Origin of the sequence: Pseudomonas sp. ARP3 (genome assembly GCF_001029595.1) — a bacterium.
In the GTDB taxonomy this organism is placed as follows: domain Bacteria; phylum Pseudomonadota; class Gammaproteobacteria; order Pseudomonadales; family Pseudomonadaceae; genus Aquipseudomonas; species Aquipseudomonas rhodesiae.
Window position 1 is genome coordinate 98,422 of the sequence record NZ_LEKF01000017.1, and the last position, 16,544, is coordinate 114,965.

A 16,544-nucleotide genomic window follows, 5' to 3' on the forward strand; every position below is an offset into this window, starting at 1 on the left:
CACTCCAAGCAACCCGCCGAGCCTTTATGGTCGGCGGGTTTTTTGTGGCCGGTGTTCAGGGGGCCGGTGTCAGTTTCACCTCTTCCCTCAAGGCTTCGATCAGGGTGTTCTGGAACTCGAAGCGCTGTTCTTTCATGTTCCAGCGGTCGATGAAAAACAGCCCGTTGTCATCCACCTGGATGGGCGTGGAAACGATCTCGCCGCTACGGGAGCGGTGCAGGATGTTGGTTTCGGCGGCTGATGGGCGTTCCACCAGAAAGAAACCGGGTCGAGTCAGTTTCGAGCGGTCTGCGGCAGCAAAGGGCAGGGGTGTCTGGGTACCTGCGATACCGACGTCCAGCTTGAAGTCGCTACGCACGGCAATCCAGTAGGCGCCCTGAATGTCCGTCTCCCAATAACCGCGATGCAGGCTGCGCGACAGGGTGGGCGCGACGTCGCGAATATGCAGGCTGATGGCGCCCTGCAATTCGGCCAGCCCCGGCACCCCGAGCTGAGTATTGGTGTGGCCGCTGCCCACGAACGCCACCCATTTGTGCGGGCCATGGGCCGTCTGGTCTGCCTTGATTACCTGAGCGGCAAAATAGCTGAACAGTTGATTGCGATCGGTGATGCCCTCCAGGCCTTTGACGTGATAGCTGGCGGTACAGTCCAGGGCGCGAACGCGAATGCCGTATTTGCCGGCGGCCTGAATCACTTCGGAATAACTGTTAGGGCCTCGGTACAGCGGCATATGCCCGCTGTCCTGGCGCTTGAGGTAAGCCTTGAGCCCGTCGGGCAGGCGCTGGGTGCGATGGAACAGGTCCAGTTGTGCCTGATGCAGGTCGGTCAGCAGGTGCTCGACATATAAGGTTTTGAAGCCTTGTTGCTTGAGGGTCTTCATCTGTTTGCGCAGGAACGCTTTGCTGGCCTGGGCCGAGTGGGCTTCGCCAATCACCAGCCCCGAGAACGTGCTGTCACTGACCTGCTTGAGGAAAGCTTCCGACGTAGTGTCCGCTCCCAGGCGCGGCAGTTCCGGTCGGAGCGTGGCGTGATAGTCGGCAAAAAACGCTCGGGCCTTGGCCTTCAACTGCGTGCGTAGCGCCACAAAGGCATCGAATGCTGCACGACTGCGGGCACCGCTGGGGGCGTAACGCGTGTCCAGGCCCCTGGGGTGTTCGGCCAGGCTGGCGATGTCGTCCCTGAAGGTCGGCGCAATGTCGAACTCACTGAAGTGACCGGGCTGGGGTGCACTCTCCGCGATACTGGGTTGGGGGGCTTTGTAGCCGGTGTGCAGGGTCATACGGTAATCGGCCTTGGCCAGTCCATCGCCGGGAATCGCGCCGGGAGTATCCAGCCAAAGGCCGACAGGCTGGTTCGCGCCCACGTCGTCGATGCGCAACGCCAGCGCATTATGCAGGTCGGCCAGCCCCGGGGTTTGATTGAAGCTGCGCATCCGGGACGGTTCGACCAAGGCTACCCAGCGTTCATCCATGGCGTCGACGCTGTCGGCTTGAATCACTTTATGGGAGTAGAAGTTTCTCAGGTCATTGCCCCGTGGCGTGGTGGACGGCGTATTACCGAGCAGGGTCAGCGAGTCTTCGAGTTGATAGGACGTCGTGGCATCAAGGGCGCAGATTTTCACCTTTTTTTCCTGCGCTTTACCTAGCAGGGCAGCGAAGGAAAACTCCGCGTCGTCGGCGATGCCGAAGGCGCTGTCGATACTCCGCATATGCTGCTGGATGTGCCGCCAGGACTGGCCCTTGTTGAATTTCTCCAGTTTCGGCCGGAACACGTCCCCCGGCAGGTATTCCACGTACAGGCGCTTGAAGCCTTTTTCGATCAGGGCGTCCATCTGTTGCATCAGCACCTGTTTACTGGCGATGGAGCCGGGTACCGCCCCAATGACCAGGTTCTTGTTGCCGGCGAACACATCGCTGTCGAGCAGTTGCCTGAAGGTTGTGCCGGCCTCTATGGGCGGCGCGGGCGCGCGGGTGGGGATCGGGTCGAGGAATCGGAAAAAATTGCGCGCATCCTTGATCAGCCGCTCGACTTTCTGCACGTAAACCGGCTGCAAGTGTTTCACGCTGTCGGCCGCGGACGACAACACCGTATAAGCCGGCACGTCGCGTTCGCGGCCCAGCCGTATGAGTTCTTCGCGCACGTTCGGGTTGATCACCGTCGTCAGGTCGCGCCAGTGTTTCTCCGGCATTTCATACTGGGCAAACGGTTGGGGTGTCTCTGGCAGCGCTTCATATTTCGGGCCGCCGCCGGCCACTCCGGTACGATGCCAGACGCCCTCGGCATTGGGGGCGGCCACGCGGGTGGTCGAGACCAACTTGCCGCTGAGCGGATCGAGCCGATACAGCAAATAGCGCCCGATCACATCCGGCGTACGGCTCGCCCACAAGGCTTGCCCTTCGAACATCACCGGCTGCATGTTGGCGGGCACCGCAGGGGCGGGCTCCAGTTGCCGGATCAATTTCATGGCGCGCAGGTGTTCGTTCTTGGCTGCGGCCAGACGCAACGGTTTGCCAGTCGGCCTGAGGCCGCGCAATACCGGGCGCAAGTCGGTGAACACCGCGCCGGCGCTGTTGAACAGGTACCCGGCCAGGTGTTCCAGTGTCGCGCCGGTGTCGCCCTGGTGATAGGCGTGCAGGGCGAGCATGGCGTCCTTGAAAGCCAGCAACATGCCGGTGCTCAGGCTCAGCACCGGGTAGGGCGCGGTGGCGATAGCGGTGACCCATTCCACACAGGTCCAGAGAATGCCGGTTACCATTTGCGTGCGGTTTACCGTGGTGCCCGTGACGTTGTCGATCTTGCGTTGCAGTTTCATGTTGTACAGCAGCTGGCGCAGGTCGGTAACAGGCGGCACGCCGGCTATGGCGTCGTAGCGCGCCGGACTGAGGCTGGTTCTATCCAAGTGCGCGGGCAGCAGGCGCCGCGCTTCTTCCAGAAAGCTGCGCACTCGCGCCTGGGATTGAACGCCGACCCGGTTGACCAGGTAGCCGATCCAGCCGGGCTGGGTCTTGAGCAGGTAATTGAACAGCCGAGCCTCGCGAAAGCTGATGCCGTCGGGCGCTTGCGGGGTGTACAGCAGGACCGGGTTGTCGGCGTGGCTGAACAGGTAGGTGTCGATCACCCAATCGCCATCGATCATCAAACGGTGGATGGCGTAGGTCTTGCGGGTTTGCACGGTGGTGTCGCCCAGGCTGGCGATGCTTTTTTTCAGCCAATTCAGGTCCACCCCGGCGATGTCGCCTTTGAGCTGCGCTTCGATGGCGGCACTGAGCAACTGGCGTTGGGTGATGGCCAGAATGGCATTGCGCCGGAAGTCATAGGCCGGGCTTTCGGCATTCAGCAGCTCGCGTCTGACTTTGTCTGTATAGCGCTGACCGATCCACACCCCTGTGACCGAGCGCGCGACCTTTTCGGCGGTCAGTGCGCTCAGGTCGATACCCTCCGGGCCCCTGAAGGTGGCCGAGCGGGAAAATTTCTCATCGAGAAAGCCCACCCCGTCGGCGTAGCCGTCGCGAAACAATTGGGTGTAGGTCATTGGTTCGGGGCGCGAGGCAAGAACTAATGTCGGCGGGGCATAGACCCAGACGGTATCCGGGTCGACGTCATTCCCTGGGCGGCCCAGCAGGCCATTCAAGCGTTGTCGGGCCTGGTCATGGAGGTAGGTGTTGAAGCTGTGGAAATTAGCCTCCGAGAGCGGATGTTCGTGGTAGGCCTGCAGCGCCCCTTCGGCGTCCTCGGCGGCGGTCACCAGTTGTTTGCGCACCTCATCGGTGGTCGAGCGGTACCAGTTCGGGGTGCTGAACGCATAGTCGTCGATACGCGCCGACAGCACATGGCGCGACATCGCTTGCAGGCATTCGGCGTGGCTGGCGGTGGTGCTGAAGGTGACCTCTTTGTATTCCTCGGCGTGGTATTTGAGGCTCAGGTTGCTTAATACGTGCTGCATGGCCGCGCGAAAACGCAGCGGCACGCGGGTGATCAGGTAATCGGTCATGCTCCCCGGCGCGGCCTTCAGGCCGTTGTCCAGGGTCCAGCCGAGGATATGTTGCTGGCAGGCCCGTTCCGTGTCGAAGGCCTTGAATTGCTGGTCGCGCGGCGCTTCAGGGGTGCACAGCAGCACGCGGTCCACGACGCCGCTGGCGTTCGTACGGCGCAGCACCCACAGGTCCTGAAGCTGTGCGCCGTGCAGCGACAGGGTATTGGCCCCCACGGTGGCGGCGCTGAGCTGCGGGTCGGTGCCTTCGCGCAGACGCTCAAGCAGTTGCAGGTCGCTCTCCAGCAGATGACCTTGCAGGTGGGCGATATACGCCAATGCGACGATACGTTGATCGAGCATGTGCTCAACCGCGCGCCGCACTTCTGCCCGGCCATGCAGATCGCGTTGCGCATCGGCGAAGTCCAGGCGCGGTTGCAGGGTGGCCATTTGCTGCGCCAGCCAGGCGACGTTCAGATCCTGATAGGCCGCTGGCAGGGGCGCATCCTTGTAAGTGAGGACGGTGTTGGCGAGGAAGTCGGAGCCCGGCTTTTCATCGTCGGTGTGCAGGCCGCGCAAGGCCAGCTCGATCAGCGTGCGGTCGTGATCGTAATGGCCGACATTGGGGACGAAGCGTCGGGTGCTGACCAGCAGGTGCTGGGGTTCCAGGTCGTGGATGTCCAACTCGTCCGCCAGCCGTTCCAGCCATTGATAGCGTGCCAGCGTGCGGGGGGTGGTGGCCGGGTTCAACACCTCCAGCATTGCCCGGCGCGCCTGATCGTAGCCCTTGAGGCGCTCGGCCAGGGTGCTGCGCGCAACCTCGCTGGCGCTGCGGTACCAGTCCGGCGCGCTGTAACGCAGGCAGCGTTCGAGCAGGGTCTGGGCTCGCAGTTCAAGGCGGGCGGTGAGGTCGGGCAGGGCGGCCTCGATGGCATGCTCGACAGCCTCAATGAGTTGCGCGGCGTTCTGGTCCGGGTTGTCCACAAGGCTTAACGCGCGCTCGATGTCCAGGGTGCGCCGGTCGATCAGCACTTGGTTGACGTGCTCGAACAGCGGCTTATCGCTGATGGGCGACAGCGTCAGCGGCCAGATTCCGCTGCTACCCAGCGCTTGGTAGCGCACTGGCAGCAGCGCCCTGAATTCCTCGGTGCTGGCGGGGTGTTCGAACTGCTGGTGCAGGCGTCTGTCCAGCAGCGCCAATGAATTGAATGACTCGACGCCCCGCGCTGGAGTGAACAGCAGCACCTGGCCGACATCCTGCGGGGCGGTGAGGCTGCTCGGCAGGGGATGGTTTTTTTCGGTCACCACAAACGCACCGGCCAGCTCGACGGTCTGCTCCTGATAGCTGAAGCGCAACGCATACAGCCCCGGGCGCAAGGTCGGGTACAGCGACACCTTTTCAAGCATCGCGCCTTCTTGCGGGTGCAACAGCCGATCCTGCACGCCGAGCTTGGCTTCGTGGGTCAGGGCGATGAAGCCGGCGTCGAAGGTCATAAAGGATTTGCGCGGCTTGCCGTCGATCTGGTGGGCCAGATCCAGTTGTCGCAACCGGGTATCGAGGTTGGCCTTGAGGGTGGCGAGCAAGGCTTGTCCTGCTTCACTGCGCAGATCGCTGTCGCGCAGTGTTCCGTAGTGGACACGCGCATGTTCAAGGTATTGCCGGCGGGCACCACGGATCAGCCCGTTCAAGCGTTCGAGATAACGCAGGTCAGGCGAGGGGGCTTTCTCCGGGATCAACAGTGTGGGGGATTCGAGCAGATGCTGGCCGATTTGATTGAGGTAGGCCTTTATCTCATCGAACGTCGGGGCAATAGGGGGGCTGGACGTGCTCACGGGCACATTCTCCATGCTGAGGGAAAGAACCCTTAGCTTGGAGAATGGCGCCGTGAACGGGCTGTAGATAAGTCAGTGGTGCCCCCCGCCGGTCAGGCGTTGAGCGGGCGGGTCAGGCGTTCCAGCGCCTCGCCCAATCCGGCTGCCTTGTCACCGACCAGCAGGTGCCAAACGCCGCTGTCGAGCTGGCTGATGCCCTGGCAGCCCAGCGCCGTCAGTTGCGCTTCGGACAAGGCTGAATCATCGCCCAGCACCACCCGCAGGCGGGTCATGGCCAGCGCTTCCAGTTGGCGCACATTCGCGCGTCCGCCCAAGGCGTTCAGCCATTGCTCGGCGTGCTGCTCATTCACGGCTTTCGGTTTATCCACAGGTGCCGCTGCCACCGGTGCGGTAGCGACGAATGACGGCATGGCCAAGCGAATTTCATCGGCGATGCTATCGGCCATCGGCCCGACCACCACCTGCAGGCTGCCACCGTTGCCGGGGCGCACCACGGCCATGGCGCCCAGCGCCTTGAGGTCGGCATCCAGCGCTTTGTTGCGATCCACCATGTCCAAGCGCAGGCGGGTGGTGCAGGCGCCGACGCTGAGCAGGTTGTCCGCGCCGCCCAGGGCGCGGATGTAGGCGCTGGCGCGTTGGTTGTCGGTCAGGGTTTGCGTCGGCGCGGCTTGGATATCTTCACGCCCCGGCGTTTTCAGGTTGAAGCGGCGGATGCAATAGCTGAACACGCTGTAGTAGATCAGCGCATACGCCAAGCCGACCGGGACCACCAACCACCCATTGGTGGACTTGCCCCAACCCAGCACCATATCGATAAAGCCACCGGAGAAGGTAAAGCCGAGGTGGATGTTCAACATATTGGTGACGGCCATCGACAGACCCGTCAGTACCGCATGGATCAGGTACAAAAATGGCGCGAGGAACATGAAGGCGAATTCGATCGGCTCGGTCACCCCGGTCAGAAACGATGTCAGGGCCATCGACAGGAAGATCCCGCCCATGACCTTGCGCCGCTCCGGCAAAGCGTTGCGGTACATCGCCAGGCACGCGGCGGGCAGGCCGAACAGCATCACCGGGAACATGCCGGTCATGAACTGGCCGCCCTTGGGGTCGCCGGCAAAGTAGCGGGTCAGGTCGCCCGTGACCACCGCACCGGTGGCCGGGTCGGTAAAACTGCCGAACACGAACCAGGCCATGTTGTTGAGGATGTGGTGCAGACCGGTAACGATCAGCAGGCGGTTGAACACGCCGAATACGAATGCGCCGAGGCTGCCGCTTTCCATCAGCAGTACGCCGAAGCTGTTGATGCCATGCTGGATCGGTGGCCAGATCAGGCCGAACACCACGCCCAAGCCCACGGCGGAGAACCCGGTAACAATCGGCACAAACCGCCGGCCGCCGAAAAACGCCAGGTACTCCGGCAGCTTGATGTCCTTGAAGCGGTTGTACAGCGCCCCGGCCATCAAGCCGCTGGCGATACCGGCGAGCATGCCCATGTTGATCGTGGTGTCCATCACCTTGAGGGTGGAGATCATCACCAAATAGCCGATGGCCCCGGCCAAGCCGGCGGTGCCGTTATTGTCGCGGGCAAAACCCACGGCGATACCGATGGCGAAGATCAGCGCCAGGTTGGCGAAAATCGCCTGACCGGCATCGTGCATCACCGCAATGTTCAGAAGGTCGGTGTCGCCCAGGCGCAGCAGCAGGCCGGCGATCGGCAGGATCGCAATCGGCAGCATCAGTGCACGGCCCAAGCGTTGCAGGCCTTCGATAAAGTGCTGGTACATGGCATGTCTCCCTTTTTCTTGTTGTTGTCAGCTCAGCGGCCAGTGGCGTTGACAGGCTTGGCGAACGGCCGCGGCACTGCTCAGGTCGAGCAGCCCTTGGCTCAGTTGCCGGCAGTGCGCCGCCTCCAGATGGCGGACGCGGTCTTTGATCTCGGCTATTTGAAGCGGGCTGACGGACAGCTCGCTGACCCCCAGCCCCACCAGTACCGGGGTGGCGAGTGGATCGGAGGCCAGGGCGCCGCACACGCCAACCCAACGCCCGTGCTTGGCCGCGCCGGCGCAGGTTTGGGCGATCAGGCGCAACAGCGCCGGGTGCAGGGCATCAACGCGGGCCGCGAGCCCCGCGTGGTCGCGGTCCATGGCCAGGGTGTACTGGGACAGGTCGTTGGTGCCGATGGAGAGAAAATCCGCATGCCGGGCCAGTTGCTCGGCCAATAGCGCGGCGGCAGGCACTTCGATCATCACGCCCAGTTCCGGACGCACGCTCAGTTCCAGCTCCATACACAGTTGGTCGAGACGCTGGCGGATGTGCAGCAGTTCGTCGACTTCGCTGACCATCGGCAGCAGGATGCGGCACCGCCCCAGCGGCGTGACTTGCAACAGCGCGCGCAGTTGTTGATCGAGCAATTGGGGCCGTACCTGGGCCAGGCGAATACCACGCAAGCCCAGCACCGGGTTGGCTTCCGCCGGCAGCGGCAGATAGTCGAGCTGTTTGTCACCGCCCACATCGATGGTGCGGATGATCACCGATTTGTCGCCCATGGCATCCAGCACCGCTTGATAGGCCTGGCGTTGCTCCTGCTCATCCGGCGCGGTGCGACGGTCGACGAACAGGAATTCGGTGCGCAGCAGGCCGACGCCATCGGCACCGTTCTCGAACGCTACCTGTGCCTCGGCGCTGGAGGCGACATTGGCCGCCACTTCAATGCTCACCCCGTCGCGGGTCTGCGCCGGCTGGTGTGCCTGGGTTTGTTGCTGCTGGCGCCGCCGTTTTTGCGCGTCGCGAATCCGATGCACTTCGGCGTGACGTGCCTCGCTGGGCGCCAATTCGAGGCGCCCATTGGCCGCGTCGAGCACCACCCGTTGGCCTTGGGGCACGTCGAGCACTTCAGCGCCGAGGGCGACCACACACGGCAGCCCTTTGCCTCGGGCGAGGATCGCCACATGGGAGGTGGCCCCGCCTTCGGCCATGCATAGGCCCACCGCGTGTTGTGCACTCAATTGCAGCAGGTCCGATGGGGTCAGTTCATGGGCGCTGACGATGGCCCCGGCGGGCAGTTCGAACTGCCAGGCTTCGCCAAGCAATGCACGTAGCACCCGTTGCTGCAGGTCGCGCAGGTCATTGGCGCGTTCGGCGAACAGCGGCTTGCCCAAGCCCAGCAACACCTGGCACTGGGCCTGGATCGCATCGCGCCAGGCGTGGGTGGCCGCGCTGCCGCGTTCGATGGCGGCGTTGGCGGCGTCCAGCAACGCGGGGTCTTCCAGCAAGGCCAAATGGGCGGAGAAGATCTCTTCTTCCTCCACGGCTTTACGGTGGCGGGCCTGTGCCAGGGTGGTGCGGATTTCGCCGCGCACTTGTTCCAGCGCCGCGTCCAGACGCTGCAATTGTTCATCGGCTTGATGATCGCCGGGATCGGGCGCCAGCTCCACACCGGCCATGCGCAACAGCGGCCCGCACACCAGCCCGGGCGCCGCGCACACGCCTTGCAGCACGCCGGCCTCGGCAGTGACCCGCACGGGCGCGGCGGCGGCCGGCGCGTGAGGGGCATCGCCTATAGGCTGGGACAGCGCCGTCACCAACGCTTGCAGTGCGGCTTCGCAATCCTTGCCGCGGCATGTCACACGCACCTGGTCGCCTTCTCCCACGCCCAGCCCCATCACGCCCATCAAGCTGTCGCACGCCGCCGAGTGCCCGGCAAAATGCAGGCGTGACTGGCTGCTGAACCCCTGCGCCGCCTTGCGGATCAGCGCCGCCGGACGCGCATGCAAACCGCCCCGATGCGTGACGCGCACCTGGGCGCTGGCTTCAGCGTCGCTGTTGTCCACAGCCGTGCGCACCGAAGCGGCCGCGCGCGCCGTAATCTGCATCAACGGCTCGCCGACCTTGACCGAATCAATCCCCAGCGGATGCAATTGGAAGTGCTCGCCATTGGTGAGGATGATCAGGCTGATCAGGCTTTTGCAGTGGCGTGCGACGCGGTCCAGGTCGAACTGCAGCAACACCTGGCCCCGGCTGACCCGCGCGCCCTGTTCTACGCGCAGGGCAAAGCCCTGGCCGTTGAGCGCCACCGTGTCGATGCCCACGTGCATCAGCAGTTCGGCGCCGTTGTCGGCGCGGATCGTCAGCGCATGGCCGGTGCGGGCTACTTGGATGATCTCGCCGTCGCACGGCGCGTGCAGGCAATCGTTCAGCGGATCGATGGCCAGGCCGTCGCCCATGGCACCGCTGGCGAATACCTCGTCGGGCACGTTGCCCAGGGCCAGCACCGGCCCGCTTAAAGGGGCGCTGAGGGTCAGGTCATTGTTGTTATTGGACATGGGCACGGTACTCATCAGGAAAACACGGCAAGTGACTCAGTGGGTGCGGGTGACTTTGCTCAGGTGGCGCGGCTGGTCCGGGTCCATGCCTCGCGCCACCGCCAGGCCGGCCGCCATCACGTAGAAACTCTGGATCGCCAGGATCGGGTCCAGGCTCGGGTGTTCGGCGCGGCTCAGGGTCAGGTCGCGTTCGGCGATATCGTCCGGCGCGGCCAGCAGCACGCGGGCGCCGCGTTGGCGCATGTCGGTGACCAAGCTCAGCAGACCAGCCTGCTCGGCGCCGCGCGGGGCGAACACCAACAGCGGGTAGTTGTCATCGATCAAGGCCATCGGGCCGTGACGTACTTCGGCGCTGCTGAAGGCTTCGGCCTGGATCGCCGAGGTTTCCTTGAGCTTGAGCGCGGCCTCCTGGGCAATGGCGAAACCGGCGCCACGACCGATCACCATCAGGCGTTGGCTGTCGCGCAGGGCGTTGATGGCGGGGGTCCAATCCTGCTTGGCGGCGGCGCGCAATTCATCGGGCAATGCGCGGCAGGCGCGCAGCAGCTCGGCTTCCTGGTTCCAGTGGCCGATCAACTGCGCCGTGGCGCTGAGGGTGGCGATAAAACTCTTGGTGGCGGCGACACTCAGTTCCGGCCCGGCGCACAGCGGTACGTGGAATTCGCACGCGGCTTCCAGGGGCGAATCTTCGGCATTGACCAACGAGATGCTCAAGGCGCCACGCTTGCGCAGCAGGCGCAGGCTGTTGACCAGATCCGGGCTCTGGCCCGATTGGGAAAACCCGAACGCCACCTGGCCACTGACCTTCAACGGCGCTTGCAGCAACGTGACCACCGACATCGGCAACGACGCCACCGGCACACCCACATGCTGCATGGCCAAGTAGGCGAAGTAACTGGCGGCATGGTCGGAGCTGCCGCGGGCGATGGTCATCGCCACTTGCGGCGGCTGGCGACGCAGGCGACCGGCAATCTCTTCCAGCAACGGATCCAAACGTTGCAACTGCGCGGCAACCGCGTCAGCGGAGGCCAGGGCCTCTTCAAGCATTTTTGAAGTCAATGGTGTCTCCTTCGACCATTACGTCAGTGAGGTGCAGGGAACGGTCCAGGCGCACGCAGTCGGCAAAGCTGCCGGGTTGCAGGCGGCCGCGTTCTTCCAGGCCCAGGTAATCCGCGGGGAATTGCGACAGGCGCTGCGAGGCTTCGTGAAGCGGCAGGCCGATCTTCACCAGGTTGCGCAGCGCCTGATCCATGGTCAGGGTGCTGCCGGCCAGGGTGCCGTCGGCCAGACGCACGCCGCCCAGGCATTTGGTCACGGTGTGGCTGCCCAGCTTGTACTCACCGTCGGGCATGCCGGCGGCGGCGGTGGAGTCGGTGACGCAGTACAGGCACGGGATCGACCGCAACGCCACGCGGATGGCGCCGGGGTGTACGTGCAGCAAATCCGGGATCAATTCGGCGTAGGTGGCATGGGCCAGCGCGGCGCCGACAATGCCGGGTTCGCGGTGATGCAGGGGGCTCATGGCGTTGTACAAATGGGTGAAGCTGGTAGCGCCGGCGGCCAGGGCCGCAACGCCCTCTTCATAGCTGCCCAGGGTGTGACCGATCTGCATGCGCACGCCGCGTTGGCTGAGGGCGCGGATCAGGCCGTCATGGCCGGCGATTTCCGGAGCAATAGTGATCACCCGGATCGGCGCCAGTCGCAGATAGGCTTCCACTTCGGCCATCAGCGCGGTGTGGGCGAAGTTGGGTTGGGCGCCGAGTTTTCCTGGATTGATGTAGGGCCCTTCCAGATGCACTCCAAGTACCCGGGCGCAGCCAACGGGGCGTTGCTCGCAGAACGCGCCGAGTTGGCCGAGGACACTGGAGATTTCATCCACCGGTGCGGTCATGGTAGTGGCCAGCAGCGAGGTGGTGCCGAAGCGCACATGGGTGCGGGTGATGGTCTCGAAGGCCGTAACGCCTTCCATGATGTCCTTGCCGCCACCGCCGTGTACATGCAGGTCGATAAAACCGGGCAGCAGGTAGGGCAGGTCGTTGTCGGCCGGGTCGCACGGCTGGCCGTGGACGGCGATGACCTTGCCGTGCTCGTGCACCAGGCGGCCGCGCACCCAGCCTTGGGGCGTAAGGATATTGTCTTCGGACATGGGCAGTTCTCTGTGTCTCGCAAGGGGTCGCAACGTCGGTGCCGCGCGGCGTTTTAACGTCGAAGTTCGGCGACGAAGTCGTAGTAGTCGTTGCGACAGTAGGTGTCGGTGATTTCGATCGGTGTGTTGTCGGCGGTGTAGCCGACCCGGGTCATCAGCAGCATGGCGGTGCCGGGGGCGATGCCCACCAGGTTGGCGAACTCGTCCGAGGCGTTGATCGCCTGAATATGCTGCAGCGCGCGCATGATGGGTTTGTTGACGCCGTCCAGATATTCGTACAGCGAGTTGCCGACGGACTGCGGCTGCGGCAGTACGCTGGCGGGCAGGGTGGTCATCTCGATCGCCATCACCGTGTCATCGGCCTTACGCAGGCGCTTGAGCCGCGCGACTTTGTCGGTGGGCGACAGGCCCAGGCGGATCAGTTCTTCATGGGTCGGCGGGGTGATCTCGCGCTCCAGCCACTGTGAGCTGGGCACGAACCCCTTGAGGCGCAACATCTCGCTGAACCCCGACAGGCGCGACAACGGCTGCTCCAGGCGCGGCGTGATAAACGTCCCGGAGCCCTGGCTGCGGCGGATCAGGCCCTGGCTGAGCAACACTTCCAGCGCCTTGCGCGCGGTAACCCGCGAAATGCTCAACTGCTCGCTGAGTGTTCGCTCCGACGGCAGAGCTTGTTCGGACGTCCATCGACCGGCATGAATGGCGGCCTCCAGATTGCGCGCCAATTGCAGGTACAGCGGCGTGGATTGTTTGTCGTCGGGGCGCAGGGTGAGGATGTGGTTCATTTGTGAGGTGTCCGATGCGGTTATTGGTGTTCTGGCACTCGGTATGGGGCGCAAGCTAATACCACTTAAATACCATGTCAATGCTGCCAAAACGGTGCGAATCCATGATTTAGGGCGCGATATTGGTGCTGTTTGGTAAGTGGTATTAGAGAGGTCTTTGTGGCGCGCAGAAATGCACAGGCCCGCGCGGTGAACTGGTATTCACCGGTAGGCCTCGCCAGGGGCGATAGAAGTTTTTGAATTATTTTACGAGCGGTCGACGGTTACGGCCGGATCTCGATCAGGGTGCCGTCTTTGACCAGGTTCCAGACTTCGCGCATGTCGACGTTGCGCATGCCGATGCAGCCGTCGGTCCAGTCCAGGGTATGAAACCACTGCTCCGGGTAGTCCTCGGTGTCGGGGGTGCCGTGGATCATGATCATGCTGCCGGGCTTCACGCCTTCACGGCGCGCGCGTGCGGCATCGCTGATATTGGGGTAGGAAATGTGCATGGCCAGGTTGAAGCGCTCGCTGGTCTTGCGCCAGTCGATCCAGTACAGCCCTTCGGGGGTACGGCGGTCGCCTTCGATCAGTTTGTGGCCTTTGGGGTTTTTGCCCAGGGAAATGCGATAAGTCTTGAAAGGCTTGCCGTCATTGATCAACTGCAATTGATGAGCGGACTTGAGCACCAGCACCTTCTCGACCGTTTTACCGCTCGCGGTTTGCAGGGTGGAGGCTGACGACAACATGGCGAACGACAGGCAGAACAGAGCAAGCAACCAACGCATTGAAACGATTTCCCTTTGAAGGCCGTCTGCCGTTGTTATTGGGCGGGTTTGGCAAGTGGCGGCACCGACTCGCTGCGCACTGGGTAGGCGTGCTGGCGGCGGTCAGCGAAGAAGCATTCTAAGGTACGCCCGACGGTGCGGAAAGCCAGCTCGGACCAAGGGATGTCAGCCTCGGCGAACAGCTTCACTTCCAGGCTTTCGGCGCCGGCGGCGAAGTCCAGGTCGATCAGCTCGGCACGGTAGAAAATATGCACCTGGCTGATATGCGGCACATTGATCAAGGTATAGAGGCTCAAGTCCCGTACGCGGGCGCAGGCTTCCTCCAGGGTTTCGCGCATAGCGGCCTGTTCCACGGTTTCGCCGTTCTCCATGAAACCGGCGGGCAGGGTCCAGTACCCCTGGCGCGGCTCGATGGCGCGGCGGCACAACAGCACTTGATCGCCCCACACCGGCACGGTGCCGGCGACGATGTTGGGGTTCTGATAATGAATGGTCGAACAGTGATCGCACACATAGCGCAGGCGCGCGTCGCCGTCGGGAATGCGTTGGGTCACCGGTTTACCGCACTGGCTGCAGAATTTCATGCTGGGGTTCCTGGAAAGTCCATCCATCTTGGCTTGGGGTCAGGCGTTCCTGCAAGTTGTCGTTTCGCGACACGGTCATGGTTTTGGGGTTGGGCGCCTGCACGCTTTGGTGCATGATGCCAGGTAGCCAACAGATCGAGATGACTCATGCTGGACGAGCTACTTCGCCGGGTAAGCAACCACACGCCGCACACGTTGGAGACCGACGGACGTTTCCCCGAGGCCGCCGTGCTGGTGCCGATTACCCGCAGTGACGAACCTGAGCTGATCCTGACCCTGCGCGCCAGCGGCCTGTCGACCCATGGTGGCGAAGTGGCCTTTCCCGGCGGGCGTCGCGACCCGGAAGACCCGGACCTGGTCTTTACCGCCCTGCGTGAAGCCGAAGAAGAAATCGGCTTGGCGCCGGGCCTGGTGGAGGTCATCGGGCCACTCAGTCCGCTGATCTCCTTGCACGGTATCCGCGTCACCCCCTACGTAGGTGTGATTCCGGATTACGTGGAGTACCTGGCCAACGATGCCGAGATTGCCGCGGTCTTCAGCGTCCCGTTGGATTTTTTCCGACAGGACCCGCGGGAGCATACCCACCGAATCGATTACCAGGGCCGCAGTTGGTACGTGCCCAGCTACCGTTTCGGTGAATACAAGATTTGGGGGCTGACGGCGATCATGATCGTCGAGCTGATCAACCTGCTCTATGACGACGCGCAGATCAGCCTGCACCAGCCGCCCAAGAGCTTTATCCATAAATAAGCCATCCATTCAATGGCAACGCCGTGAGGGAACACCATGAAATACCGCCTGGGCGATGCCCGCGTCGAGACCCATCCACACAGCTGGGTGGCGCCCAACGCCACGCTGGTGGGCAAGGTCAAACTGGAGGAGGGCGCCAACGTCTGGTTCAACGCGGTATTGCGCGGCGACAACGAACTGATCCTGATCGGCAAGAACAGCAACGTGCAGGATGGCAGCGTGATGCACACCGACATGGGCTACCCGCTGACCCTCGGCACCGGCGTGACCATCGGCCATAACGCCATGTTGCACGGCTGCACCGTCGGCGATTACAGCCTGATCGGCATCAATGCGGTGGTGCTCAACGGCGCGAAGATTGGCAAGCATTGCATCATCGGCGCCAACTCGCTGATCGGCGAAGGCAAGGAGATTCCCGATGGCTCGCTGGTGATGGGGTCGCCGGGCAAAGTGGTGCGTGAGCTGACCGAGGCGCAGAAGAGGATGCTAGAGGCCAGTGCCGCGCACTATGTACACAATTCGCAGCGTTATGCCCGTGACCTGGTTGAGCAGGAAGAATGAGTGCAGTTGAACGACCTGTTGCATCGCCCTGCGTGAGCATTTGCGCGCTGGATGATGACGACATCTGTACCGGCTGCCAGCGCACCGTGGATGAAATCACGCGTTGGAGTCGCATGGATAATGCCGAGCGCCGGGTAGTGTTGGGCTTGTGCCATGAGCGGGCCTTTGCGAATGGGTTGGTGTTTATGGCTTCTGGTAAATCTGGCGCCTGAACCATTGCTATCGGGGGTAAGCCCCCTCCCACATTTAAAAGCGTGTGGGAGGGGCTTGCCCCCGATAAGGCCCCCCAGACGACATCTGTCTTAATGTGAAGTACCCTGTGCCCCTTATACACAGGGCCCATCCCGCCATGCTCTTCCTGATCGCCTATATCAGCAGCGTCGTGCTGATCAACTTCGCCTTCTCCACCGCCCCTCACCTGGATGTGATCTGGTCCGCCTGGGGTGGCCTGGTGTTTATCCTGCGCGACATGGTGCAAACCCGCTTCGGCCACGGTGCGATCATCGCCATGCTGGCCGCGCTGGTGCTGTCCTATATCACCTCCGACCCGTCCATCGCCCTGGCCAGTGCCACGGCATTCGCGGTGTCCGAGTGCATCGACTGGCTGGTATTCACCATCACCAAGCGCCCGCTCCACGATCGCCTGTGGATAAGTTCGGCGCTGAGCATCCCCCTCGATACGTTCATCTTCTTCGGCCTGATCGGCGCGTTGACGCCGATGGTGGTGGGCACCGCGCTGGTGTCGAAATTCGCCGGGGTCACTGCGGTGTGGCTGATCATGGCCTGGCGCGTGCGCAAACGGGCGGTCGCCAACTGAGGCCAA

The 16,544-nt window shown here is 63.1% G+C and carries 12 protein-coding genes; 4 read left to right on the plus strand and 8 right to left on the minus strand.

What is annotated here, in order from left to right; all coding sequences use genetic code 11:
- Positions 1 to 55: 55 nt before the first annotated feature.
- The 8 genes from ABX75_RS19045 to ABX75_RS19080 all read right to left on the minus strand — a co-directional run bounded on the left by ABX75_RS19045 (position 56) and on the right by ABX75_RS19080 (position 14,410).
- Complete coding sequence (locus ABX75_RS19045) at positions 56 to 5,803, minus strand: membrane-targeted effector domain-containing toxin (protein ID WP_047882469.1); 5,748 nt, start codon at positions 5,801 to 5,803, stop codon at positions 56 to 58.
- Positions 5,804 to 5,895: 92 nt separating this feature from the next.
- On the minus strand, positions 5,896 to 7,590 hold the full coding sequence (gene nagE, locus ABX75_RS19050; RefSeq protein WP_040269363.1) for an N-acetylglucosamine-specific PTS transporter subunit IIBC: 1,695 nt from the start codon (positions 7,588 to 7,590) through the stop codon (positions 5,896 to 5,898).
- 27 nt (positions 7,591 to 7,617) lie between these two features.
- A complete protein-coding gene (gene ptsP / locus ABX75_RS19055) occupies positions 7,618 to 10,128 on the minus strand; it encodes a phosphoenolpyruvate--protein phosphotransferase (RefSeq protein ID WP_047882470.1) in 2,511 nt (836 codons plus the stop codon).
- 36 nt (positions 10,129 to 10,164) lie between these two features.
- Positions 10,165 to 11,187, minus strand: coding sequence for an SIS domain-containing protein (locus ABX75_RS19060; RefSeq protein WP_144419307.1), 1,023 nt, complete (start codon positions 11,185 to 11,187; stop codon positions 10,165 to 10,167).
- Positions 11,168 to 12,274 (minus strand): N-acetylglucosamine-6-phosphate deacetylase, encoded by a 1,107-nt coding sequence (gene nagA, locus ABX75_RS19065; RefSeq protein WP_034100355.1) that lies wholly within the window; start codon positions 12,272 to 12,274, stop codon positions 11,168 to 11,170. The genes ABX75_RS19060 and nagA overlap by 20 nt, the downstream gene beginning before the upstream one ends.
- Positions 12,275 to 12,327: 53 nt before the next feature.
- Complete coding sequence (locus tag ABX75_RS19070; protein WP_034100353.1) at positions 12,328 to 13,059, minus strand: GntR family transcriptional regulator; 732 nt, start codon at positions 13,057 to 13,059, stop codon at positions 12,328 to 12,330.
- Positions 13,060 to 13,322: 263 nt separating this feature from the next.
- Positions 13,323 to 13,826: a murein L,D-transpeptidase family protein gene (locus ABX75_RS19075; protein ID WP_034100351.1), complete on the minus strand. Its 504-nt coding sequence runs from the start codon at positions 13,824 to 13,826 to the stop codon at positions 13,323 to 13,325.
- Between the two features lie 35 nt (positions 13,827 to 13,861).
- Entirely contained in the window at positions 13,862 to 14,410 is a 549-nt protein-coding gene (locus ABX75_RS19080; RefSeq protein WP_034100349.1) for an NUDIX hydrolase, read from the minus strand.
- A gap of 147 nt (positions 14,411 to 14,557) precedes the next feature.
- Between ABX75_RS19080 and ABX75_RS19085 the strand changes: the two genes are divergently transcribed.
- The 4 genes from ABX75_RS19085 (at position 14,558) to ABX75_RS19100 (ending at position 16,538) form a co-directional block, all read left to right on the plus strand.
- Positions 14,558 to 15,160 (plus strand): CoA pyrophosphatase, encoded by a 603-nt coding sequence (locus ABX75_RS19085; RefSeq protein ID WP_034100348.1) that lies wholly within the window; start codon positions 14,558 to 14,560, stop codon positions 15,158 to 15,160.
- A gap of 36 nt (positions 15,161 to 15,196) precedes the next feature.
- A complete protein-coding gene (locus tag ABX75_RS19090) occupies positions 15,197 to 15,721 on the plus strand; it encodes a gamma carbonic anhydrase family protein (RefSeq protein ID WP_047882472.1) in 525 nt (174 codons plus the stop codon).
- Positions 15,718 to 15,933, plus strand: a complete 216-nt coding sequence (locus ABX75_RS19095) for a DUF1289 domain-containing protein (protein ID WP_047882473.1) — start codon at positions 15,718 to 15,720, stop codon at positions 15,931 to 15,933. The genes ABX75_RS19090 and ABX75_RS19095 overlap by 4 nt, the downstream gene beginning before the upstream one ends.
- A gap of 137 nt (positions 15,934 to 16,070) precedes the next feature.
- The gene (locus ABX75_RS19100) at positions 16,071 to 16,538 is read left to right on the plus strand and encodes a VUT family protein (RefSeq protein WP_034100344.1); all 468 of its coding nucleotides are present in this window, start codon (positions 16,071 to 16,073) and stop codon (positions 16,536 to 16,538) included.
- Positions 16,539 to 16,544 lie beyond the last annotated feature (6 nt).